Raw genomic sequence first — 21811 nt, 5'->3', positions numbered from 1 at the left:
TTCCTTACAACCTAGAATTATTACTTAGATGTTGCGGAAAAATAGTATAGCATTTAGCAGAAAATTATAATAGGTGTCAAGATACTCATTGAACTAAGGAATAACATTGAATATACTTCTATATTACGGCAGAAACAAACCACCCATTCCAAATCAATGAAACGCTTGCGGTACAAGAATTATGAATTACGCTGTACATAGGAAATGGAGAGTAAGGAGTAGGAAGTCGGGAAAATTAATCAAGCGGGCATGATATTAGTATTTTACTGAGAGAATTGGCTTTCTCTAAGGTTTGCCCCATCGAGTATGGCATCATTGAGAATTGCCCCATGCAATCTAGCTAGATATAAACTTGCACAATGCAGGTTAGCTCCTTCTAGGTTAGCTCTTTTTAGGTTGGCTACACTGAGGATTGCTCCTTCTAAATTGGCTAGATATAAGTTAGCTCCTTCTAGGTTAGCTGCACTAAGTATTGCTCCCGCTAGATTAGCTTTTATAAGATTGGCACCAGCAAGATTAGCTTGATAGAGATTTGTTTGTTCTAAATTCGCCCCATTTAAGTTTGCTCCTCTCATGTCCGTAAAGCTCAAATCAAGTTGCTCATTTTCTGGGTCTTGATTTGCATCTCTTCTGGCGATAACAGTCAGGGCTGCTTGAATATCTACACGAACTTTTGTTGATAGATTGCTTGTTACTTCCTTTTGGGGCATATAAGGAGCATTCTTTCGTACAAAAGTAGTAAGAATGTCGATGATTAGCCAGTGGTACTGTGGATGATTATGGGCAATATACTCTAAATCATTAATTATAGCTAGGCTGGTTTCTATTGTGCTATTTCCTAGCTGTTCACTTGCTATTCTTAAGCGTTGTTTTGGTGACTTATACTGAGTTTTTTTGACTTTTTCCTGGAAAGCAGGTATCCACAGGAATATTTTTGCTAGATGGATGTTATTTTTTGATAAAATATCTTTCATGGCGTGAAAAGCATTAATAATTACTGAGAAAATCTTCAAGTGGTTACAGTATTTTTAACAATTTATTAGCCCATGCTATTGTTTCATACATGGTCAATATTTGAATATGATAATGCAACAAGCAAAATAGAGAATATAGCGATTTTAGTGTGGATGCATTACAGTCTAACCTCTCTCCTTTTAAGAGAAATACTTTGAGTTTTATTCCCCAATGCTAGCAGTGAAGGTCATGAGGGTTAGGTTTGTATTCCATGCAATTGAGAACCGCTATATAACTGTTGAGTAAGTAGACATGAACATACATTATGCTGACTGACCTCAGTTATCAATTGTACTCACTAGTCTTTATTCTTCATTGACAATTAACCCTTGTCATGATGATTTTAACAAGAAAGAATTCAGGAGTCAGGAGCTAGAATTAAATTATAAATTCTGTATGACTGGCGGATAGCGCAGCATTAGCGAGTATTTTCGAGTCGCATCTAAATAAACCGGTCTAAGTCCCCCACTCAATCTGAGATTGAGTAGTCTTGAATGAGTGGCGAGTCTAAATCCTCAACTCATTGATTTTGACTCGTGAATTCTTCTTCAATTTATTCATAATTCTTGATTAACTAAATCTGAGTATCGAAATGCAGCAAAAAATACAGCCAATAGTTAAAGACCTGGTGTTAATTGGTGGGGGTCATAGCCATGCTATTGTCATGAAAATGTTCGGAATGAAACCGTTACCCGGAGTTCGCTTAACGTTGATTACCGCAGCATCAGAGACAGCCTATTCTGGAATGTTACCAGGACACATTGCCGGATTTTACACCCATGACGAATGCCATATTGACTTGCGACCCCTGGCGAACTTTGCTCAGGCACAGTTGTATATTGACACGGTAGTTGCCCTAGACTTGGAAAATAACAAAGTTCTTTGTGCGAACGGGCTTGCGGTAGATTTTGATGTGCTGTCTGTTGATATTGGCAGCACTCCGGCCACAATATCTGTATCAGGTGCAGCAGAATATGCGATCGCAGCTAAACCAGTATCGCAGCTATTAGAGCATTGGTATGAACTAATTGAAGCTGTAGATAAAAATCCTCAAGAACCAATTAGCATTGCGATCGTCGGTGGAGGCGCTGGCGGTGTAGAATTAGCGCTAGCGATGCGATCGCACTTACATCAGATTTTGGATAAAACTCAACAACCTATTCAAAATCTAGAAATTCATTTATTTCAGCGCGGACAAGAACTGATGCCCAATTACCATCAATCAGTCCGGCATCAACTTCAGCAAATTTTAACTGAAGGGGGTATTAAGTTACATCTTGGGGAAACTGTGTGTAAAATTGCACCCATAACCCATAGGGAAACTAAAGAAGTATTTGAAATTAAATGTGAATCTGGGTTGAAAGTAGAGTGCAATAAAATTTTTTGGGTAACACAAGCCTCAGCACCCGAATGGTTAAAAACCGCTGGACTAGGAACTGATGAGCAAGGCTTTATTCTGGTAGAAGATACATTACAATCTCAAACGCACCCGCAGGTATTTGCATCTGGTGATATTGCCACAATGGTAAATCATCCGCGTCCGAAAGCTGGGGTATTTGCTGTTAGGCAAGGTAAGCCTTTGTTTGAGAATTTGCAGCGAATTTTATTAGGTAAGTCGCTTAAACCTTATAGACCACAAAAAGAATATTTGAGTTTAATTGGTACAGGAGATGAACGAGCCATAGCCACACGAGGTATCATCACCTTACCACCCCACAAATTATTGTGGCATTACAAAGATTGGATTGACCGCCGCTTCATGGAAGGACTGGGGGCTAGGGGAGATGAGGCAATACGGTTTGGTTAAGGTTTTTTGATGGAAATTGTAGAGCGCAAAGATCCGATAAATCATTATAAAGACGCGATAAATCGTTATGAAGACGCGATAAATCGCCGTCTCTACAAAAGATTGATTATTGTAGAGACGGCGATTCATCGCGTCTCTTGTGTTAACCGAACAGTATTAGGATATGAGGGAGATTAATGAAACAAGTGTTTTCCCAGTACCCAATCCCCAATCCGTTCTTCAAAGCTGTTCAATTAGCTCAATAATTTGTTGATAATATTGGATATTTCCTTCTTGGTAATATAAGTCTGCGGATTTCTGGAAATCGGCAATTGCTCCTTGAGAGTCTCCCAGATTGCGGTAGACATCTGCCCGAAGGATGTAAGCTGAAGCCCAATTAGGCTGACGCTGTAAGGCTTGGTTTAAGTCTGCAAGCGCTCCTTCTAAATCTCCCAACAGAGAACGGCTACGACCCCGATTGTACCAGTCTTCGGCAAAGCTGGGGTCGATCGCGATCGCTCGACTGTAATCTTCTATTGCTCGTTGATAATCTTCTAGGGCATAGCGAGCATTAGCCCGATCGCTGTAAAATGCAGCAGATTGGGGATTAAATTGTAATGCTTGGGTGTAATCTGCGATCGCACTTTCATAAGCTTCTAAAGCATAGTGGGTAGAACCCCGGTTGTAATATGCTTCAATTAAATCAGGATTAATTTTTAATGCTTGATTATAATCTGCGATCGCTCCTTGTTCATCTCCTAAAAGACGACGCGCATTTCCCCGATTGCAATAGGCTTGGGAAAAGTCAGGAACAAGTTCTATGGCTTGAGTATTATCATCAATTGCACCCTGTAAATCTTGCAGCGCTTCACGGGCAATACTCCGGCCATAATAAGCTGCGGCTAAATTATCATTAATCTGTAATGCTCGATCATAATCTTTAATTGCGCCTTTATGATCTCCTACAGAACGACGAGCCGCTGCGCGATCGCAATATCCTTCTGCTAAATTAGGATTGAGTTGTAATAGGCGATTGCTATCTTCAATTGCACCTTGATAGTCTCCCAATCGGCGACGAGCATTAGCGCGAAAGCCGTATACTAAAGCTAGAGTGGGATTTTCTTGTAACGCCTGGTCATAATCTGCGATCGCACCTTCGTAATCTTCAAGATTACTACGAACCAGACCACGCTCACAATAAGCTTGCACATCATCAGGATTCAGCTTTAATGCTTGGTTAAAGTCTTCGATTGCTTCATGATAGTTTTTGAGGTGAGCAAGCACCAAGCCCCGATTATAGTACGCTCCGGCAAAACTGGGATTGATTTCTAGGGCATGGTTGTAATCTGCGATCGCACTTTGATAATCTGCTAAGGCGTAGTGAGCATTACCTCGGTTATGATAAGCTTCCGCCAAGTTAGGATCTAATTGTAATGCTTGGTTGTGGTCAGCGATCGCTTCCTGATAATTTCCTAAGATATGGTGAATATTGCCGCGATTGCTGTAAGCTGCGGCAAAATGGGGATGCCATTGTAAAACTTGCTGAAAATCTGCGATCGCTCCTTGATGGTCGCCACGTTCAAAACGAGTTACGCCGCGATTATGATAAGCGTTGGCAATATCAATATTGATGTTATCAGCTAACTGGGTACTCATTTCGATAGTTTGGATATAATCTGCGATCGCTCGGTCGTAGTTTTCCAAAGCAAAGTAGGCATTCCCACGGCTGTGGTAAGATTGCGCTAAATTGGGATCTACTTGTAAAGCTTGGTTATGATCTGCGATCGCTTCTTGATAATCGGCTAAAAAGTAACGAGCATTAGCCCGGTTGTAATAGGCGATGGCAAAATTGGGATTGATTTCGATGGCGCGATTGAAGTTAGCGATCGCACTGCGATAATCTTTGAGTTGACCACTTAAAATCAGCCCTAGATTATGGTAAGCTTCGGCATAATCGGGATTTAGCTTGATTGCTTGGGTGTAAGCTGCGATCGCGGCTTGATAGTCCCCTTGCGAATTTTGGTTTAATCCTTGGTTAAAAAAATCTTCCGCATTCATATAATTTTTTTGGCTTTTGACATTCTCTAGCCTAAAGCATCAGGATTGTTAACGATATATTTTGAAAATTATTCCAATTAGGCAAAACCCAATTGTAGAGACGCGATTCATCGCGTCTTGAAAGACCAATCATCTACACTGTGCAATTTTGCTATATCTTTGATAACGGAAGAGTCGGCATAGACACCATCTGGTTAGCCTTTTCAGACTGTGGTTGCATAATTTCAAACTTCCAGTCTGAAGAATAATCAGGCAACTCATAACCAACACTCTTAACATGAGCCAACATCAACTCATCTCGTTGATGCCAAACAGCAAATATTTTCTCCCTGCCATCATCTAACGTTTCTAAATCAATTTGATAAACCTCATTTACTCGCTTTAGCTTCAAACCCAACAAATTTAATAGTCGGCTGAGTATTTTTATTGCTGAAACCTGCTCTTTCTCTCCAACTAAATTAATACCAAGCGCTCTTTTAATATGCTTACTATGCTGAAAAGCAATATTTTTCAACAATATCAAATCTGAATCATTCTCACATAATTCGCGTTTTTCTTCAAGAAACTGAAGCATTCCTAAAGCTCTCATCGCCTCAACTTTGAGCGTATAAGTTTTTAAATCTGGGAGAAAAACTTTTCCTTCACCCCAAGATAATTGCTGATGCCATTCTTGCTCGTCTCTAACGTGAAAATATTCGCTCTCATGAGTTAAATAATAGTGAATTAAAAGCTGACGATAATATCCTTGTTCATCCTGTAACTTCAGCCAAGGAGTAATTTCTACACCATATCTTTGTCTAAGAACATATTTGTTGATTTGATTGCGTTCTCCATCCGTTAGGGAATGCTTAACTAATAGCTGCTCATATTCTACATAATCGATATCTTTAGCATTGGCTACAGCAGATGCTACCGATAATTGATTTTGCTGCTTAATCTCTTTAATTTTGCGTTTAATTTCTTTAGCCTTTTGACGACTTTGTGCCCAATCTTTTTGAACCTTGACAATTTCTAAAATTAATCTTCTGCGAGTAGCTAAATCATCGGCGTCAGTTGCCAAAAAGGCTAGGCGTAAATCTCGAATAATATTATTGTGAACCGCATTACTCCGCACCTGAATTTGATGCCCATCAGCAACTAGACCATCTTGCATTGATTGCCGATAGAGGCGAATAGAAGCATTTACCCTTGCAGATAACTTCGCCCAAGTTCGCAAATGAATTGGGTCATAAACTAAGGGTAAATCCACATCTATTTTATGTAAAGGACTCAGCAAAGCTAAGTTTTCCTTTTGATTTTCCTGATACCAATCAGATAGCAAGCGATAATTTGTACTACCACTACCAATTAAACCAATACCTCGTTTAGCGCACCAGACAACACGCGGTACATCATCCCGAACTCTTGCTAGTGCTTGTCTTGCTTCCGAGTCAGGAATTACCCCTTGAAAAATGCCATAAACTCGATCAAAATGTTGGACATCAATACTAATTCCTGTACCCAGGCTAGGGGTAACAAAAACGCCGTCATATTCAGATATTTTTTGATTAATCGCTGCAATAAAATCAACTGCTGCGTGACCAGGTGTGTTTGTAGTGTGACTACTAACTACCAGAGTTTTAGGAAATTGTCGCCGTAATTTTTGTAGCCGTTCTTTCAGATAACGTTCAATTGTTTCACAACTATAACGTCCAGCCCGACTATCGGTAGTAACGTAACATTTACGTCCCGCAAGTAAATCCAATTCTAGTTGATGAATTAGCGGTGTTGGGTTTGGTGAATCATAAAAAGTTACATCCCAACCTTGCTGAGGTTTCCACTGGTTGAGAACTACCCAAGGTGTTAATTTAATTCCTGCCAATCCCTGCAAATATTCAAGTGAAACATCTGATAAATCAGCATCTTGGGCAATTACTAACCCCCCGCTAGTTAAAACTGTTGCAATAAGTTGCTGGAATAACTTTAATATTTTTACCCGCTTGTGCTTACAAGTATTACTATTTAACAGATGCCATAAAGATTGCTCTACTTCATCTAAAATTACTATTGCCCCGCGCCAATTTTCCGGGTTAAGTTTCCAAATCGAATCAACGCACAAGCCAAGAGATTGCTGAGGAAAGAGAGAGCGGAGGATGGGAGGAGCAGGAGTAAGTGTTTTATTAATCCTTTTCTCGCCATCTTCTTTATGTGTTCCCCATTGAATACCAATTTTTTCACATAAGAATCGCCCTAATAAAATTCGGTGAGTAATTAATAAAACGGGTTGATTTCTACTTTTTGCTTGCTGAACAACACCTTGCAATGCTGTAGTTTTACCCGTTCCTTTCGCTGATTTTACTCCTACTAATCCAGAGGTGGGGAAAGGTATTTCACCTATATAAGGACGGCTGAAAGTAAGTGCCGCAGGAATGCTTAACTCGGTGTGGGGTTTGCTTTGAGCAAGATAAATTTCTAAATCAACACTTTGACGATAAACTTTATCGAAACTACTTGCACCTTTAGCAATAATAAACTCATCAACCCCTTTTTCTATTCCTGGAAGTTCGATGACTTTCACAGGACAATTTTTTTGCTGGAATAAACAACCAAGTTGAGAAATGGCATTATTTACAGCAGCAATTGTCTTGGGTTGAGTTTCAAAATCAAAGCAAATGTAAAAGCTGCGCTTTGTAAGCGTAAATGCTGCTAAATCAGGAATTAGCTGACGACGGGTAACTTTGCCAAATTCATCTTTCACAACCCGATAACCACTGGTAATTCCGGGAATGGCAATAGCTACATACCCTTGCGTCAACAAGGTGGCTGCTTTCTTTACACCCTCGCAGATGATAAGGGGAATATTCTGTTGCATCACCCATTGCCAAAAGCCTCTAGCTTCACCATCAGCAGTAATGGTGATATTGTCGGGCATGACCAGATTGTAACGCCCAGCGACTTGCTGCCACACTTGCAACGTTACCCGCAAACAAAATACTCGCGTTGGCGTGCTGGGGGGATGCTCGTACTTGATGGATTTGCCATTGTGATTTTGTCGGGGTTGGTTTGGCTTAAAGCATCCCCATTCCATCATTTGCCAATTATTCAAAGGGTCTAGTCCCGAACACCACCAACCACCTTCGGTAACGTGAGCGTAACGCTGCAACCATCCGGCTTTCACCATTCCGGTATTGGTGCGGGGGAGTAGCTCAGAAATCAACAGGTACTCATAAGCTGTTACACCTTGGAGCGACCTAAAATTGAGATGCACTAAGTGTAAGTCTATACCACTACTCTTGACTAATTCTTCAAGGTGTTGGGGGTGTAAATAGTGCAGATGCATAGGGAAAGACGCTAAGGGAAGACAATGAGATTAAAACAGTAACATGCATCTGCTTTTTTTTAATACGCGAGATTGCGAGGCTTTTATGATGCTTTTTTTACTTCGTTGCAAGAAGCACATCGGTTAAGGCTCTAGTGGGTTATTCTGCCTATTAGATCCCCAAAGTAATAATTTTGTATTGTGATATTTGTTCGCTTTTAATTTTTATTTATCAGTAAATTTCTGCGTTCAGGAATGCGATCGCTGCATGACATCGCTATGAGGTAATATCTTCATCAAGTTCAGCAAAGGCTTTACACTGAGCATCCACCTGTACCACGCCTCATGTGTGAGATTGTCACCTCTCTGAATGAATAGAGACAAAACCCCTCACTCTACAGAATCCTTTAACCTCACTCCAAAGGTTTGCTAACAAAGGTTTGAGATAGCCTTAACTGTTAATTGTTCTTTGCGATCGCAGCTAATACAGATAACTTGACGTAACACTTTTACTCAAGTAGCACGGTAACTACTAAAGCTGATTGGAGGTAAAATAAACAACAGCTTTTCAAATAAGTTCAATCTGCTTTATAAATCCTTTGCTTTTAGTTACGAATGTAGTAAATATGGCTTTGTACCTTTTGATTATACCGTGTGCTTTTTTCATCATTGGCTATTTTTTATTAAAAAGAAATAATAATGAAATCTCACATTTAGTAGCTGTATTTGCAGCTATCAGTCTGATTTTGGGTTTAATGTTAGCTCCTTGGCAGATTTTACTTCTACTATTAATTCTTATTCTTATCAGTACAAGCTACGAATACTATACAAGCAAAATAGTCAGCAGGGAAACACAATATTCACAACAGCCTGTTCCCAAATCGGAACCAGATTATAACTTAATCTACCGTGGGGCTTGCTATCGTGCTGACCCCAATGCCAAATCAGATGGAGTCACCATAGCACCAGTAACCCATAAACTGAGCTTTCGAGGATGTACCTATTTTGTTTGTGCTGATCCTAATGCCAAATCAGATGGAGTCACCATAACTCCTGTAACCCATAAATTGAGCTTTCGGGGAAGTACCTATTCTATAAATAGAACTGCACACAGAGAAATTAAAGAGTAAGGTAGCTAGAAACTCTGTACAAGTCTATTAAAGTTGAAATTTTATCAGGAGAGGCAGAGGGTAGGAGGAAGAAAATATATTTTTGCCCTCTGTCAAGCGGGTTTAGAGCAAGTAAATTTATTTATGAAAAACAAAAAAATATCTATTTCGAGACGCACAGCGCAAGAAATACAGCGTTCTTATTAAATCCCCTAAATTTATTTATGGGGATTCCTTCTGCCCTCTGCCTCCCGCCTCCTGAAGAAATACCTGATACAGATACTTGGAGAAATGGTACTAATATATGGCTTTGTCAAGATTCCTAGACGCAGAAATAATGTTAAAAAATAAGAACATCTTCTGTAAATTGCTGTTGACAAAGTTTATTTTCTATAGTGAGTGGAGAGGAACTTCCTTGGGAAAAGAGGGATCTAGTTAGCTTGTTCCTTGACTATTCACTCCTTGGGGAGGCGCTTAGTCTCCGAAAAACTCTGCTTTATCTGATGTCTCCATTAAATTAGAAGCAACTCAGAAATCGTTAACATATTTTTAAACTATCAAATTATGTGGAAATCAAAGTTAATATTTAGATTTATACTATCGGTTGCGGCGATCGCAACTAGCGTGCAGCTAAGTTCAGGGAGTGACTATGCTATTGCTGAAAGTGCATCTTCCAATCCGACTGTTGAACCTGGACAACAAAATCCAGCTTTAGAAGATGCCAAGGTTGCGATGGTAGGAGTTGGCATCGGAGCGATCGCAGGCTTACTCATTTCTGGTTTATGGTATCAGAAACGTCGTTACCGCAAAATCCAGTCACGTGCCAAAATAAACCGCTTTCGTGAAGAGTTTCTCTGCGGCTCTTTAGCAGATTATTACTTATCTAATTCTAAAGCAAATGCATCACCGACAAATTCTCGGAAAACTTTAGCAACACCAACTAAAGAAGAAATATCCGATTCCCCTGCTTCTGAGGAAACTTTAGTAACGCCAAATAAAGAAGAAAAATCCGATTCCTCTACTTCGGAAACAAATAATCTAGCAGCAGAAACTACGCCAGCCGCAACATTTAATTTATTATCTGACTCATACCACAAGTTAATTGAGGAAATTGTTGATACCGCTCTCAAAGGTCAAATCAGTTCCAAAGAGTATATATATCGCCAATTAGTAGAAAATGTGAGTAGTGGTAATGGTGAAATCTTTGAACGCTGTTTGAGCGATCGCTTGCATTCCACCCAATCTGAACTAGATCAGGTGATAAATTCTCCGAGTTTGTTCCAAAAAGAGACTCCTGAATTAAAGAAAGCTCGTTTAAATCGTACCCTAAAGGCATTACAAAGTATTCAAGGAGAATGGGAACGAGTCCAAAAACAAAAACAGAATCAAGCCGCAATCACCGCAGCTGTGCAACAAATTCTCACAGCCTCAGAAGCTTCACGCTTTTCAGTCTTGTTACAAATTATTGACCCTAACCAAAACCAAGTTTTCAGCCAAAGTCAATTACAACAACTGGCGCAAGAGTTAAAGGAAGCGGCGTCTTCTCACGACGATCTGCACCGAAAACAAGAAATACAACAACTAGCGATCGGCATTGCTAATGGCGTAGAATCCTATCAGCAATTGGAAGGTTCTCTTGTCAGTTGGATTTACGAGCCAAAAGCAACTCCATTAGGATTGAAAGAGTCCAGAGCAAAACAAGATCCTTGGGCTTCATGGGCACTAAAAGTCAGCAGTCCCTTGCCAAAACTATTATTTTCTACATTGGCAGATGGCGGTTCTGTAACAGAGATAGTTGTTCACCAGTCAGATATAAATCTGAAAGATTGGGTGGAATTGACAGTAATTCTGCAAAGAATGCAGCAAGGTTTGGTGACTTGGTTTGAAAGACAACCTTATGATTCCAAATGGAGTACATCTGCGTCCATTGCCACTTTTCTCAGTTTCGCTGTAGTTTGGTGCGAGTTATCTAATGGTTTCCGCAGCAAAGGCGAAGAATTAGCGAAAGCCTGTTTTCAGATCGTCTTACAAATTCTCAGAACTTTTGCCCATCGAGAATACTTTCCCCTTTACGGTGGGGCGTTTGCCTTTTTCGGTAGAGATTCGCTGCAAGATGCGATCGCTTATTTGGATACACCACTCAAAGAAGTGGAAGGTACTCAAGAAAAAGCGCGGATATTAACGCTGTTGGGCTATTCCCAGTTTATTTTAGGTAAATATCCAGAGGCGAAATCATTTCACCAGGAAGCCTTAGAAATTGCCCGCCATGCCGGAGATCAACCCTGTGAAATTGCCAATCTCAACCACAGTAGCCGTGTTTGCGTTGCTCAAAAAGATTATTCTCAGGCGATTAACTACAGCCAGAGAGCATTAATTTTGGCTCGTCAAGCAGGCGAGCGCTTGGGAGAAGCTCACGCCTTGGCAACTTTAGGCTATAGCGAAGTATTTGCAGCACAGCAGATAGAATGCGTAGAACCAGATGTCTATGAACAAGCAATAGAATACTTGCGCCGAGGTTTGGAATTGTCAGAAAAATTGAGTGATTCACGATTTGGTATCACCTTGGCTGCTCGTCAAACTCAAGCCCTTTGTTACATCAGTCTTGGCATTGCTCACGTCGCCTTAGAAAAACCCCAAGCTGCTGTAGAATACCTAGAAAAAGGCACTGAGGCGGTACAGTTTTCTAGTGATAAATATCTGCAAGGGGTGAACTTTTTGTATTTGGCGGAAAGTTACTACAACCTGAATAATTATGAAAAAACTGTATACAATAGCTGTCTGGGGATGTATTTATTAGAGCAAATTACGGCGGTGGAATGGCGGCAAGCGGCTGGTTTACTAACAATTTTACAGAGTAAATTAGGAGATGAAGCTGTACAGCAATTAATAGTAAAGTCCCGAACGAACATCATTAAATTTATTGGTGTTGACGGTTATGACTACTTGCCGCAATTGCTAGAAAAATACAAGCGATCGCACTAATTTTTTGCAATAGATAGAAGTGCATAAGCACAGCCCTCCGCAGGTATTATTATTTTATCAATTGTAATAAAAACAACTGTAAAGTCATACCTAATTTCAAGATTGATAAATTCCTCATTTTGTACTAAAACTTATTGCTGTCTCATTAGGTCTAGTCATATAATGCTGAGGTAAATTTTCTATGTAAATCTATGTTCAAGTCTTGGGAGTCAAAACTGCGGAACTTACGGGTTGAAATGCTAGGACATGTTCCTGATATTTTGCTCAAGCCTTTTGCCAATTGTAGTAATGTATTTAAGAAAATCACACCCTATAACTTTTATATTCTTTTGAATATTCAAGACAAATATATTGGCCGCCCACTATTTATGAAAGGTAGCTATGAACAAAGCATATCAGAAACTTTTGTCAAATATCTCAAGCCAGACTCTTGTGTTATAGATATTGGAGCTAATATAGGTTATTATAGTTTACTAGCTGCCAGCCAATGTCCCCGTGGTAAAGTGTTTAGTTTTGAACCTGATAACAACAATTTTAAACTCTTGAAAACGAGTATTATCTATAACGCATTTGAGGAAATTATCCAAGCATATAATTTTGCTGTCAGTGACGCTAATAAAACTATTATTATTTCTGATCTTGGTAATACATCTAATTCTGGAGCAAGGGTTACTTCCGAAAATGAAGATTTATTAAAATCTCTAATTTCTGCTCCAGATGCATACTTCAAAAAGATAGAGGCTGTTCAACTTGATACTTTTTTAATAGAAAATAGAGTAGATATAGTCAAAATTGATATAGAAGGACATGAACCGTATGCCATCCGGGGTATGCTGAATATTCTTAAGCGAGATAAGCCTATTATCTTTGCAGAATTTGCACCTTTAAATCTAAAATTATTCGGCGGTATAGAACCATCTGATTTTTTAAAGCTAATTTTAGATATTGGTTATCATATTTCCTTAGTTGAAAGAAGTGGTAGATTACTTAAGTTTGGCAGAGATATTCCTGCAATTATGAATTACTTTGAGCAACAAAAAACTCATCATATCGATATTATTTTTACAGCCTGTAACTAGCAGATAATCAGGCTCTATTGTTTAATTATATTCGTTCAAGCCTAGAGTCTGAAAATGTAATTAGAGGATCTCTGCTCCTGATTTAAGGGTTTAAGCGCTACAAACTACTTTATGACACCTTGAAAGCGGTTAGTTGACAGAACACCATAGACATTTTTGCAGATTGTTCACAACTGTTACCGCAGCCACTAATTACAGTAATTACCAATTACAAGAAGCAACCAAACAAGCCACTATCTCAACTAGTTCTTCTGGAGCAATCGGTTTAGATACATGAGTGTCAAATCCAGCTTCCAAGGCACGAATTCGAGCTTCACTATCGGCATAGGCTGTTAAAGCAATAGCTGGGATGCGTCCACCATTCATTGGTTTGAGCGCACGGATTTTGTTGATGAAAGTGTAGCCATCTTCCCCAGGCAACCCAATATCACAAACTAAAACATCGGGTTGTAATTCAGACAATACTTCGCGTGCCGCCGCTGCTGATATCACTGCTATAACTTTTGCTCCATCCATTTCCAAGACAGTAGCGATAAAGAAGCGAGTATCATCATCATCTTCAACTACCAGGATATTTAAATCGGCAAGAGTTCCAGAAGGTTGCATAATAAATGATGTTTTATCCTTACTTGCTGTGACTTTTACCGAAGAAAGGCAGAGGGCAGGAGGCATACCGCTTCATCTATTTTCCTACTGCCAGAACATTTTGCACAAGTAGACCCCATATTTGGGTAGGAGGCAGGTTGATTTTGGAGCTGATTATTGATAAACAAAACTTATTATTCATTCAAGGCAATTAGTATTGACATGATTCAAACAATATGTTAATAATAATAGTTTGTGGAAACTTTACTTCTTAATATAAGCTCTTGGCTAACGTCATTGTCATAGGTGCCCAATGGGGCGATGAAGGAAAAGGTAAAATAACTGACTTACTCAGCCGTTCCGCAGATGTTGTGGTGCGTTACCAAGGGGGTGTCAATGCTGGACACACGATTGTAGTCAAAGGTCAGACCTTTAAGCTGCACTTGATTCCCTCTGGTATTTTGTATCCAAATACCGATTGCATTATCGGCTGTGGAACAGTGATCGATCCACAGATTTTGATCGCAGAACTCGACCAACTAAAAGAATTAAATATTTCCACTGACCACCTGCTGATATCTGAGACAGCCCACGTAACGATGCCTTATCATCGATTGATTGACCAGGCATCTGAAGAACGACGGGGAAGCTATAAGATCGGCACAACAGGTCGGGGCATTGGGCCGACTTATGCTGACAAATCTGAACGTACAGGCATTCGGGTTTTAGACTTGATGAACCCTGATGGACTACGTGAGCAGTTAGAGTGGACGATTAATTATAAAAACGTCATTTTAGAAAAGCTTTACAACTTGCCGCCTCTAGATGCACAAGAGGTAATTGAACAGTATTTGGGTTATGCAGAACGCTTGCGACCTTACGTGATTGATACATCGTTAAAGATATCCGATGCGATTCAACGACGGCGCAATATTTTGTTTGAAGGCGCACAAGGCACGCTCCTTGACCTAGATCACGGAACTTATCCTTATGTCACCTCCTCCAACCCTGTGGCGGGGGGGGCTTGCGTTGGTGCAGGGGTAGGGCCGACAATGATTGACCGGGTAATTGGGGTGTCGAAAGCCTATACAACCCGTGTGGGAGAAGGGCCATTTCCCACGGAATTGGATGGAGAGTTGGGAGAATTGTTGTGCGATCGCGGGGCCGAATTTGGCACAACTACCGGACGTAAACGGCGTTGTGGCTGGTTTGATGCTGTTATCGGTCGCTATGCCGTGCGAATTAACGGCATGGATTGTATGGCGCTCACCAAACTAGATGTCCTCGATGAATTAGAGGAAATTCAAGTTTGTGTCGCCTATGACATCGATGGTCAACGCAGCGAACACTTCCCCACCAGTTCTCGTCAATTTGCGAGATGTCGCCCCATTTACAAAACCTTACCAGGCTGGAAGGTGTCAACAACCCACTGCCGCACCCTGGAAGACTTGCCACAGCAAGCGCTAGACTATCTAAAATTCCTTGCTGAATTGATGGAAGTCCCGATTGCGATCGTCTCACTAGGAGCAAGCCGCGATCAAACCATAATCGTAGAAGACCCCATCCACGGGCCTAAACGCGCTTTATTGCACCCCGATGGCACACCTGCTACCTTACTAAGTGCGTAAATTGGTCATTAGTCATTAGTCATTGGTCATTAGCAAATGACAAATGACAACTGACAAATGACAAATGACAACTGACAAATGACAAAGGACAATTTATATGGCTATTACAGTCGAATCTCAAAAACGTCCAGAAGGCAGTAAGCCAAGAGCTTTGCGCCGTGCTGGACTGATACCTGCCAATTTGTATGGTCATAAGGGTACAGAATCCATTTCTTTGACCATTGAAGCCAAAACTGTTGAGCGTTTGCTCAAAAGAGCTTCCGTTAACAACACCTTGATTGAATTGAATATTGCTGATGCACCTTGGCGCGGCAAAACCTTGCTGCGGGAACTTCAGATCCATCCAGCCAAAGGCACACCTTACCACCTCAGCTTTTTTGCGGTTGCTGGCCACGGCGACACAACTGTAGAAGTTCGGCTGCGTTTTGTAGGTACTGCTATTGGTGTTAAACAAGATGGTGGTGTTTTAGACACCGTAATTTCTGAATTGCAAGTGAGTTGTGCGCCAGAAAATATCCCAGATGTAATCGAAATCGATGTCTCTAACCTGCAAATTGGAGACAGCTTGAGTCTTAGTGATATAGCCTTTCCTGAAGGTGTAACACCTCTAGCGGAATTAGAGCGACTTGTGGTCAGCGTTTTGCCACCACAAATTAGCGCTGCTGATGCTGGTACTGAAACTGAAACTGAACCAGCTTCTTAAGCTATGTAAACTGTGTAATAATTTTTGATGTCACCAGGGGGATAACTCCTGGTTTTTTTGTATTTGAACCGCAGAGGAATAGAAATGACAGAAGCAACTTTTCCAGTCCTAATTCAGCAAATGTTGCAGCCTGGATTTTATCCCCATACGGTAACAGAACCCATTGAACTAATTCAAACTCACGTTTCTTATGTGCTGTTAACTGGGGATTACGCTTATAAGCTGAAAAAACCTGTGAATTTTGGCTTTTTGGACTTTTCCACCTTAGATAAGCGGCAGCATTTTTGTCAGGAAGAGTTGCGGTTAAATCAGCGGGGTGCTGGTGAACTGTATTTAGAAGTTTTGCCCATAACTTTGGTAGGGGAGCAATACCAGTTAGGGGGAACAGCCGAAGCTCTAGAATACGTGCTGAAGATGCGCCAGTTTCCTCAAGAGTCACTATTGAGTACACTTTTTGAACAGGGTAAGTTAAATGAGACACACCTAGAAGAGTTGGGACGGGTGGTGGCTCAATACCATGCCGAAGCACAGACGAATGATTATATTCGCACTTTTGGTGAAGTAGCAAATGTCCGGGCTGCCTTTGATGAGAATTATCAGCAAACTGAGAATTATATTGGTGGCCCCCAGACTCAGGCGCAATTTACAGAAACAAAGCAATATACAGATAACTTTTTTGCAGAACGTCCAGAATTATTTGCTAGCAGAATTCACAACGATTACATTCGTGAATGTCACGGGGATTTACACCTGAGAAATATTGCCTTGTGGCACGATAAAATCTTGCTGTTCGATTGCATTGAGTTTAATGAGCCGTTTCGCTTTGTCGATGTAATGTACGATGTGGCGTTTACGGTGATGGATTTGGAAGCGCGGCAGCGCAAAGACTTGGGTAATGCGTTTTTGAATGCCTATATAGAGCAAACTGGAGACTGGGAAGGCTTACAGGTATTGCCTTTGTATTTAAGTCGTCAGGCTTATGTCCGGGCAAAGGTAACTTCATTTTTGCTAGATGATCCGAGTGTACCTGCGACAGTAAAGGAAGAAGCGACAAAAACTGCTGCTGAGTATTACAAACAGGCTTGGGATTACACTAAACCAAAGCTGGGACAACTGATTTTGATGTCGGGGTTGTCGGGTTCTGGTAAAAGTACTACAGCGAAGTATTTAGCTCGTGAGCTAGGAGCAATTCAGCTTCGTTCAGATGCAGTGCGGAAACACTTAGGGGGAATTCCTCTGTGGGAACGGGGTGGCGATGATTTGTATACACCAGAGATGACCGAAAAAACTTACACACGGCTGTTGGAATTGGGAATCATACTGGCTAAACAAGGTTTTTCGGTGATTTTGGATGCTAAGTATGATAAACAGCAGTTACGGCAAGAAGCGATCGCTCAAGCTACGAAACACCAACTTCCCATTCAGATTATCCAATGCACAGCACCCCTTGAAGTTTTAAAAGAGCGTTTGAACAATCGCACTGGTGATATCGCTGACGCTACCGCCGATTTATTAGCTTCACAAATCAAACAAGCTGAATCTTTCACGGAAGAAGAAAAACCTTACGTAAAGATTTTGGATACAACTCAATCACAACAGGCACAATTGAAAGCAGTAATTTCTCAATAGTTTTTTTGACTCTATGGCAGACAAAAAGAACGATTTTTTCGCTATTTCTCCCAGCTTCTTTTCTCAACTGTTATTTGGGGCATTTTTAACATTTATATTAATCATGACCGGCTCCGCACCAGCCCTGAGCATCTTCTTAGGTATCTTGGGCGGTTTCATCTTAAGCTGGATCACAAATGTAACTAGTAATAGCCCCCAAGCACCAGCTGTAGCCTCCTCTGATGGTGTGGATACAGGACTGAAATACTGGTTATTTTTCATGCTTGGTTTTGTGTATTTGGGGTATCCCGCACCCATGAGTATCTTGCTAGGTGGAATAGGCGCTTTAGCTGGAGGCTGGATTACTGCTTGGTGGGGAAGTAAGGAAGAAATTAGAACTCAGTTGCCAGTTGAAGAGTCAGAAGTGGTTGAAGTTGAACCAACAAACGAGAGGATCAACAAACGGCAAATAAGAAGAACCGGCCGCCGTTATCGTCGCCCTCCTGGAAGTAGTTTCAATTTCAGGTTTTGGGAAAGGTAGGGATTGGGGACTGGGGATTGGGGATTGGGGATTGGGGATTGGGGATTGGGGACTGGGGGAATTTTCAACAGGCCTTTCCCTTATCTCCCCCCTCTTCCTAATCCCCAAACCCTACTAACCAGTACCCCAATACTTGTCGGTTAAAGGGAAAAGGGGAAGGTGGGGCCCCCTCTGGGGATAAGGGGCGGGGGAAAGGGGAAAGAAAAAACCTTTAACCTTTACCCTTTAACCTTTTCCCCAAACCCAATGCCGAGTTAAAAATGGTTAACCGAGCAGTATTGCCCAGTACCCAATCCCCAGTACCCAATCCCCAATCCCCAATATGTTTTTATATCTCTCCAAATTATTGCCACTATTTTTTTATCCACTAGGACTTGCTTGCGTAAGTTTGGTAGTAGCATTAGTTACTTTGTGGAAACGACCCCGGACTGCGGCGATCGCAATTGCTTTTGCCCTAAGTTTATTGCTATTTTGCAGTAATGCTTGGATCGCTAAATCATTAGTGCGATCGCTAGAATGGCAAAATATTCCAAGTCAAATACCCAATGCAGAAGCAATTGTGGTTTTGGGTGGCGCAACTAAATCAGCTTTTCCTCCAAGACCTACTGTCGATTTGAGTGAATCTGGCGATCGCGTCATTTATGCTGCACAACTGTATCGCCAAAAAAAAGCGCCTATAATCATTCTGAGCGGAGGCCGCATTGATTGGCGGGGAAGCGGTTCATCAGAATCGGCAGATATGGCAACAATACTCACATCTATTGGCATTCCATCTGAGGCAATTGTTCAGGAACCCGACTCACTCAATACTTATCAAAATGCAGTGAATGTCCGCAAAATTTTGGAGTCTCGTGGCATCAGTCAGGTATTATTAGTTACTTCTGCAATGCACATGCCGCGATCGCTTCAGATTTTCCAGCGTCAAGGAATCAATGCTATTCCTGCACCCACTGACTTTCTGGTTAGTGAGGGTGAACTGCAAGAACTTGGTGGCACTCCCAAAGCCGCTATACTGAATTTATTACCTGATACCGACAACCTGCACCAATTTACCACCGCTTTAAAAGAGTACATTGGTTCTTTAGTTTATCGCCTACGCGGTTGGCTGTAATAAAATTATGAGTTGTTAGAAAGTTATGAGTTATGAGTTATGAGTTATTAATTATAAAGTGCGTTAATTGCCTGAATTTCAAACTCTTAATGACCAATGACAAATGACCAATGACCAATGACAAACTAAATTAACTTTATGTCTAAAAATTTACCTTATATTATGCCATCCCCTCAACCCCAAGTTGAGGAAGCTTTTGCCACTTATCAAACAACCCATCATTTCTACCACGAAGTTCGGTCACGGTCAGAGTTTCAGAGTTATTGTGAATGGTATTATACAACAGCAGAAGAGAACCGCCAAGAGCTTAAAAGAATGCGCGGCGAACTGAATATTTTTCAGTGGTTTCGCCGCCGATGAGTCATTTAGATGACTTCTAACTCATTTTCACGTAAATGGGCTTTAAACTTTTTACTAAACTGGACTACAACTGGGAAATTAGCGCTTACGGGTCTGCCTTGCCATTGGGTGGCAATACCTATTACTTCGCCTTCTGTACCTTTGATGTCAAAAGCCTGATTCCGATGTTCAGGATGATGATACACTACTACCGAATCTTTAACGCGGACGCGATCGCCAACTTTCATAACAACATTTACACCTAGCATTTTCTTTTCCACAAGTATCTGCTACAAAATATATGATTAAATCGCTTTAAATTTGATTTAATCAGCTATTTCTTGACGCTTCATCGGGGTGCGACGGTGCATTTAACCCTCTGCGTCCAGGCACGTATTAGCAATCCGTGCGTACTTTCTTTAGTTTTTTGCCGCGTTAATATCTATCGCCCTTACCCCCTATATTTACCCCAAAAGTAGGGAAATGAAAGAAAATAAGCCGATCTCAGATGTGCTTAGTACTGTGACAAGATATCTAACCCTTTTATCTTCACTCCAGGATGTTCCCCAGGTCAACTCTCTCAACAATTTTCGTGCATAGTCAACTTAGAACCAGGGCGACTGGAAGTAGCCAATCGAGAACTGGAGCGGGAAATCAGCGAACAGCAAGCTGCACTTTGTAAACGCAAACAGGCAACAGAAATTGTACTACAAGAGCGTGAAGCTATGTTGCGGCGAATTGGCGTTGAAGAAGGCAGAAGGCAGAAGGAACAATTAATTGTAAGCGCCGTGTAGACGGCGGGATTTTAGCAAAAAAATTGTAGGTTGAGTTTGGGTTAAAGGTTTTTTCTTTTCCCATTCCCCTTTTCCCCAAAACCCGAAAAGTATTGTGTCTTATCTAGGTTTGCTCTATGTAAATACTCGCTAAGAGAGGGAAAAATTGTAAAGTTTTTAAATATTTGTAATTAAATCGAACTTTTTATACATCTCAAACCTTTGTAAGACTAAAGAGTAAGCAGATATCTGTATGCTATATAAATTCAGATTGAGCGCTAATTGCAGCAGTTTGGTATAAGCACCGTTGATCAACGGTGCAAAACCGTTTGGAAGAAGAACATTCCTCTGCTACCACCAGCCTAAAGGAGTTAGCAGGATTCTAATATTATCAAGGAAGCTATGACTAAGCCTAACCGCGGAGTGCTTTTTGTGCAAGCTTTAGGACAAAGAAAACGGCTGCTGGAAGAAAAACATCCTCCTGTTGCCACTAGCCTCAACAATTTAGCAGAACTCTACTATTATCAAGGACGCCATGACCAAGCCAAAAAGTTATTAGTGGAAACTTTAGGACAGACAAAACGGCTGCTGGACGTAAAACATCTTTCTGTCGTCACCAGCTTGGACAATCTAGCAGCACTTTATTATGACCAAGCTGAAGAGTTTTTAGTGGAAGCTTTAAAACAAAAAAAATGGCTGCTGGGAGAAAAACATCCTTCTATCGCCACTAGTTTGAACAACCTAGCGTCACTTTATGATTTTCTAGGACGCCACGACGAAGCCGAGCCGCTGTATCTGCAAGCTTTAGTACTATTTAAAGACCTGCTAGAGACTTATCCGGAATGTTAATTTAGTCTGAAGTTCTCGAAATGGAAAGATAGAAAAAATTTCGGCGTTGCTGAATCAAGGGATGATTCTTGTAGGGTGGGCGTCTCGCCCGCCCTAAAATAAAAGGGACGGGCAAGATGCCCATCCCACAAAACTAACAAAATCATCCCGCAAATATGCAACGCCAAAATTTCTAATCTACGCAGGAGACTGTTCAAGCGGCATAGTCAGGTTCAGCCGGTTCAGCCCCAATACTTCTCGGTTAAGCATTTTTAATTCGGAATCGGGTTTTGGGAAAAGGTTACTGGGTTTGGGGTAAAAGTTTTTTCTTGCCCCTTTCTCCTTTCCCTTTTTCCCTTAACCGAGCAG

General features: G+C 41.0%; 17 protein-coding genes. 12 read left to right on the top strand and 5 right to left on the bottom strand.

Annotation, left to right across the window (positions count from 1 at the left end):
• Window positions 1-263: 263 nt before the first annotated feature.
• Window positions 264-974: a pentapeptide repeat-containing protein gene (locus ABF638_RS06665; RefSeq protein ID WP_435021303.1), complete on the bottom strand. Its 711-nt coding sequence runs from the start codon at window positions 972-974 to the stop codon at window positions 264-266.
• A 632-nt stretch (window positions 975-1606) separates the two neighbouring features.
• On the opposite strand from ABF638_RS06665, the gene ABF638_RS06660 reads away from it, so the two are divergent.
• Together ABF638_RS06660 and ABF638_RS06655 are read left to right on the top strand one after the other, a co-directional pair.
• Window positions 1607-2821, top strand: coding sequence for an FAD-dependent oxidoreductase (locus ABF638_RS06660; protein ID WP_435021301.1), 1215 nt, complete (start codon window positions 1607-1609; stop codon window positions 2819-2821).
• Between the two features lie 9 nt (window positions 2822-2830).
• Window positions 2831-2998 (top strand): hypothetical protein, encoded by a 168-nt coding sequence (locus tag ABF638_RS06655; RefSeq protein ID WP_435021299.1) that lies wholly within the window; start codon window positions 2831-2833, stop codon window positions 2996-2998.
• Window positions 2999-3040: 42 nt separating this feature from the next.
• On the opposite strand, the gene ABF638_RS06650 is transcribed toward ABF638_RS06655, so the two are convergent.
• Both ABF638_RS06650 and ABF638_RS06645 read right to left on the bottom strand, forming a co-directional pair.
• On the bottom strand, window positions 3041-4858 hold the full coding sequence (locus ABF638_RS06650; RefSeq protein WP_435021297.1) for a tetratricopeptide repeat protein: 1818 nt from the start codon (window positions 4856-4858) through the stop codon (window positions 3041-3043).
• A 151-nt stretch (window positions 4859-5009) separates the two neighbouring features.
• Window positions 5010-8177 (bottom strand): plasmid replication protein, CyRepA1 family, encoded by a 3168-nt coding sequence (locus ABF638_RS06645; protein WP_435021295.1) that lies wholly within the window; start codon window positions 8175-8177, stop codon window positions 5010-5012.
• 605 nt (window positions 8178-8782) lie between these two features.
• Here ABF638_RS06645 and ABF638_RS06640 point away from each other — a divergent pair.
• From ABF638_RS06640 to ABF638_RS06630, 3 genes are all read left to right on the top strand, one after another.
• Window positions 8783-9286, top strand: a complete 504-nt coding sequence (locus ABF638_RS06640; protein WP_435021293.1) for a hypothetical protein — start codon at window positions 8783-8785, stop codon at window positions 9284-9286.
• 543 nt (window positions 9287-9829) lie between these two features.
• Window positions 9830-12247 (top strand): tetratricopeptide repeat protein, encoded by a 2418-nt coding sequence (locus tag ABF638_RS06635; RefSeq protein WP_435021291.1) that lies wholly within the window; start codon window positions 9830-9832, stop codon window positions 12245-12247.
• A gap of 236 nt (window positions 12248-12483) precedes the next feature.
• Window positions 12484-13326, top strand: coding sequence for an FkbM family methyltransferase (locus ABF638_RS06630; RefSeq protein WP_435021289.1), 843 nt, complete (start codon window positions 12484-12486; stop codon window positions 13324-13326).
• A 201-nt stretch (window positions 13327-13527) separates the two neighbouring features.
• Here ABF638_RS06630 and ABF638_RS06625 read toward each other — a convergent pair whose 3' ends face one another.
• Window positions 13528-13932 carry a response regulator gene (locus ABF638_RS06625; protein ID WP_181932628.1) on the bottom strand — a complete coding sequence of 135 codons (405 nt, stop codon included), beginning with the start codon at window positions 13930-13932 and terminating at the stop codon, window positions 13528-13530.
• Between the two features lie 263 nt (window positions 13933-14195).
• Here ABF638_RS06625 and ABF638_RS06620 point away from each other — a divergent pair, with 263 nt between their 5' ends.
• The 6 genes from ABF638_RS06620 (at window position 14196) to ABF638_RS06595 (ending at window position 19862) form a co-directional block, all read left to right on the top strand.
• Window positions 14196-15539 (top strand): adenylosuccinate synthase, encoded by a 1344-nt coding sequence (locus tag ABF638_RS06620; protein WP_181931085.1) that lies wholly within the window; start codon window positions 14196-14198, stop codon window positions 15537-15539.
• Between the two features lie 97 nt (window positions 15540-15636).
• On the top strand, window positions 15637-16242 hold the full coding sequence (locus ABF638_RS06615; RefSeq protein ID WP_435021287.1) for a 50S ribosomal protein L25/general stress protein Ctc: 606 nt from the start codon (window positions 15637-15639) through the stop codon (window positions 16240-16242).
• 84 nt (window positions 16243-16326) lie between these two features.
• Window positions 16327-17871: an AAA family ATPase gene (locus ABF638_RS06610; protein ID WP_435021285.1), complete on the top strand. Its 1545-nt coding sequence runs from the start codon at window positions 16327-16329 to the stop codon at window positions 17869-17871.
• Window positions 17872-17884: 13 nt separating this feature from the next.
• Complete coding sequence (locus tag ABF638_RS06605; RefSeq protein WP_435021283.1) at window positions 17885-18391, top strand: hypothetical protein; 507 nt, start codon at window positions 17885-17887, stop codon at window positions 18389-18391.
• Window positions 18392-18713: 322 nt separating this feature from the next.
• Window positions 18714-19502 (top strand): YdcF family protein, encoded by a 789-nt coding sequence (locus ABF638_RS06600; RefSeq protein ID WP_435021281.1) that lies wholly within the window; start codon window positions 18714-18716, stop codon window positions 19500-19502.
• Window positions 19503-19640: 138 nt separating this feature from the next.
• Complete coding sequence (locus ABF638_RS06595; protein ID WP_435021279.1) at window positions 19641-19862, top strand: hypothetical protein; 222 nt, start codon at window positions 19641-19643, stop codon at window positions 19860-19862.
• Between the two features lie 5 nt (window positions 19863-19867).
• On the opposite strand, the gene ABF638_RS06590 is transcribed toward ABF638_RS06595, so the two are convergent.
• Window positions 19868-20089, bottom strand: coding sequence for a ferredoxin-thioredoxin reductase variable chain (locus ABF638_RS06590; RefSeq protein ID WP_069068195.1), 222 nt, complete (start codon window positions 20087-20089; stop codon window positions 19868-19870).
• A 927-nt stretch (window positions 20090-21016) separates the two neighbouring features.
• Between ABF638_RS06590 and ABF638_RS06585 the strand changes: the two genes are divergently transcribed.
• Window positions 21017-21463, top strand: coding sequence for a tetratricopeptide repeat protein (locus ABF638_RS06585; RefSeq protein ID WP_435021277.1), 447 nt, complete (start codon window positions 21017-21019; stop codon window positions 21461-21463).
• The last annotated feature ends 348 nt before the right edge of the window (window positions 21464-21811 follow it).

This window comes from Nostoc sp. CALU 1950, from assembly GCF_051172895.1.
Classification (GTDB): Bacteria; Cyanobacteriota; Cyanobacteriia; order Cyanobacteriales; family Nostocaceae; genus Nostoc; species Nostoc edaphicum_A.
The sequence above is the reverse complement of the archived record's forward strand: the minus strand, read 5'-3'. Positions and strand labels throughout refer to the sequence as shown.

What these genes read in the sequence shown, in the direction of transcription:
- ABF638_RS06665 (WP_435021303.1), bottom strand. Translation starts at nt 974, where the DNA reads ATGAAAGATATTTTATCAAAAAATAACATCCATCTAGCAAAAATATTC.
- ABF638_RS06660 (WP_435021301.1), top strand. Translation starts at nt 1,607, where the DNA reads ATGCAGCAAAAAATACAGCCAATAGTTAAAGACCTGGTGTTAATTGGT.
- ABF638_RS06655 (WP_435021299.1), top strand. Translation starts at nt 2,831, where the DNA reads ATGGAAATTGTAGAGCGCAAAGATCCGATAAATCATTATAAAGACGCG.
- ABF638_RS06650 (WP_435021297.1), bottom strand. Translation starts at nt 4,858, where the DNA reads ATGAATGCGGAAGATTTTTTTAACCAAGGATTAAACCAAAATTCGCAA.
- ABF638_RS06645 (WP_435021295.1), bottom strand. Translation starts at nt 8,177, where the DNA reads ATGCATCTGCACTATTTACACCCCCAACACCTTGAAGAATTAGTCAAG.
- ABF638_RS06640 (WP_435021293.1), top strand. Translation starts at nt 8,783, where the DNA reads ATGGCTTTGTACCTTTTGATTATACCGTGTGCTTTTTTCATCATTGGC.
- ABF638_RS06635 (WP_435021291.1), top strand. Translation starts at nt 9,830, where the DNA reads ATGTGGAAATCAAAGTTAATATTTAGATTTATACTATCGGTTGCGGCG.
- ABF638_RS06630 (WP_435021289.1), top strand. Translation starts at nt 12,484, where the DNA reads ATGCTAGGACATGTTCCTGATATTTTGCTCAAGCCTTTTGCCAATTGT.
- ABF638_RS06625 (WP_181932628.1), bottom strand. Translation starts at nt 13,932, where the DNA reads ATGCAACCTTCTGGAACTCTTGCCGATTTAAATATCCTGGTAGTTGAA.
- ABF638_RS06615 (WP_435021287.1), top strand. Translation starts at nt 15,637, where the DNA reads ATGGCTATTACAGTCGAATCTCAAAAACGTCCAGAAGGCAGTAAGCCA.
- ABF638_RS06610 (WP_435021285.1), top strand. Translation starts at nt 16,327, where the DNA reads ATGACAGAAGCAACTTTTCCAGTCCTAATTCAGCAAATGTTGCAGCCT.
- ABF638_RS06605 (WP_435021283.1), top strand. Translation starts at nt 17,885, where the DNA reads ATGGCAGACAAAAAGAACGATTTTTTCGCTATTTCTCCCAGCTTCTTT.
- ABF638_RS06600 (WP_435021281.1), top strand. Translation starts at nt 18,714, where the DNA reads ATGTTTTTATATCTCTCCAAATTATTGCCACTATTTTTTTATCCACTA.
- ABF638_RS06595 (WP_435021279.1), top strand. Translation starts at nt 19,641, where the DNA reads ATGTCTAAAAATTTACCTTATATTATGCCATCCCCTCAACCCCAAGTT.
- ABF638_RS06590 (WP_069068195.1), bottom strand. Translation starts at nt 20,089, where the DNA reads ATGAAAGTTGGCGATCGCGTCCGCGTTAAAGATTCGGTAGTAGTGTAT.
- ABF638_RS06585 (WP_435021277.1), top strand. Translation starts at nt 21,017, where the DNA reads ATGACTAAGCCTAACCGCGGAGTGCTTTTTGTGCAAGCTTTAGGACAA.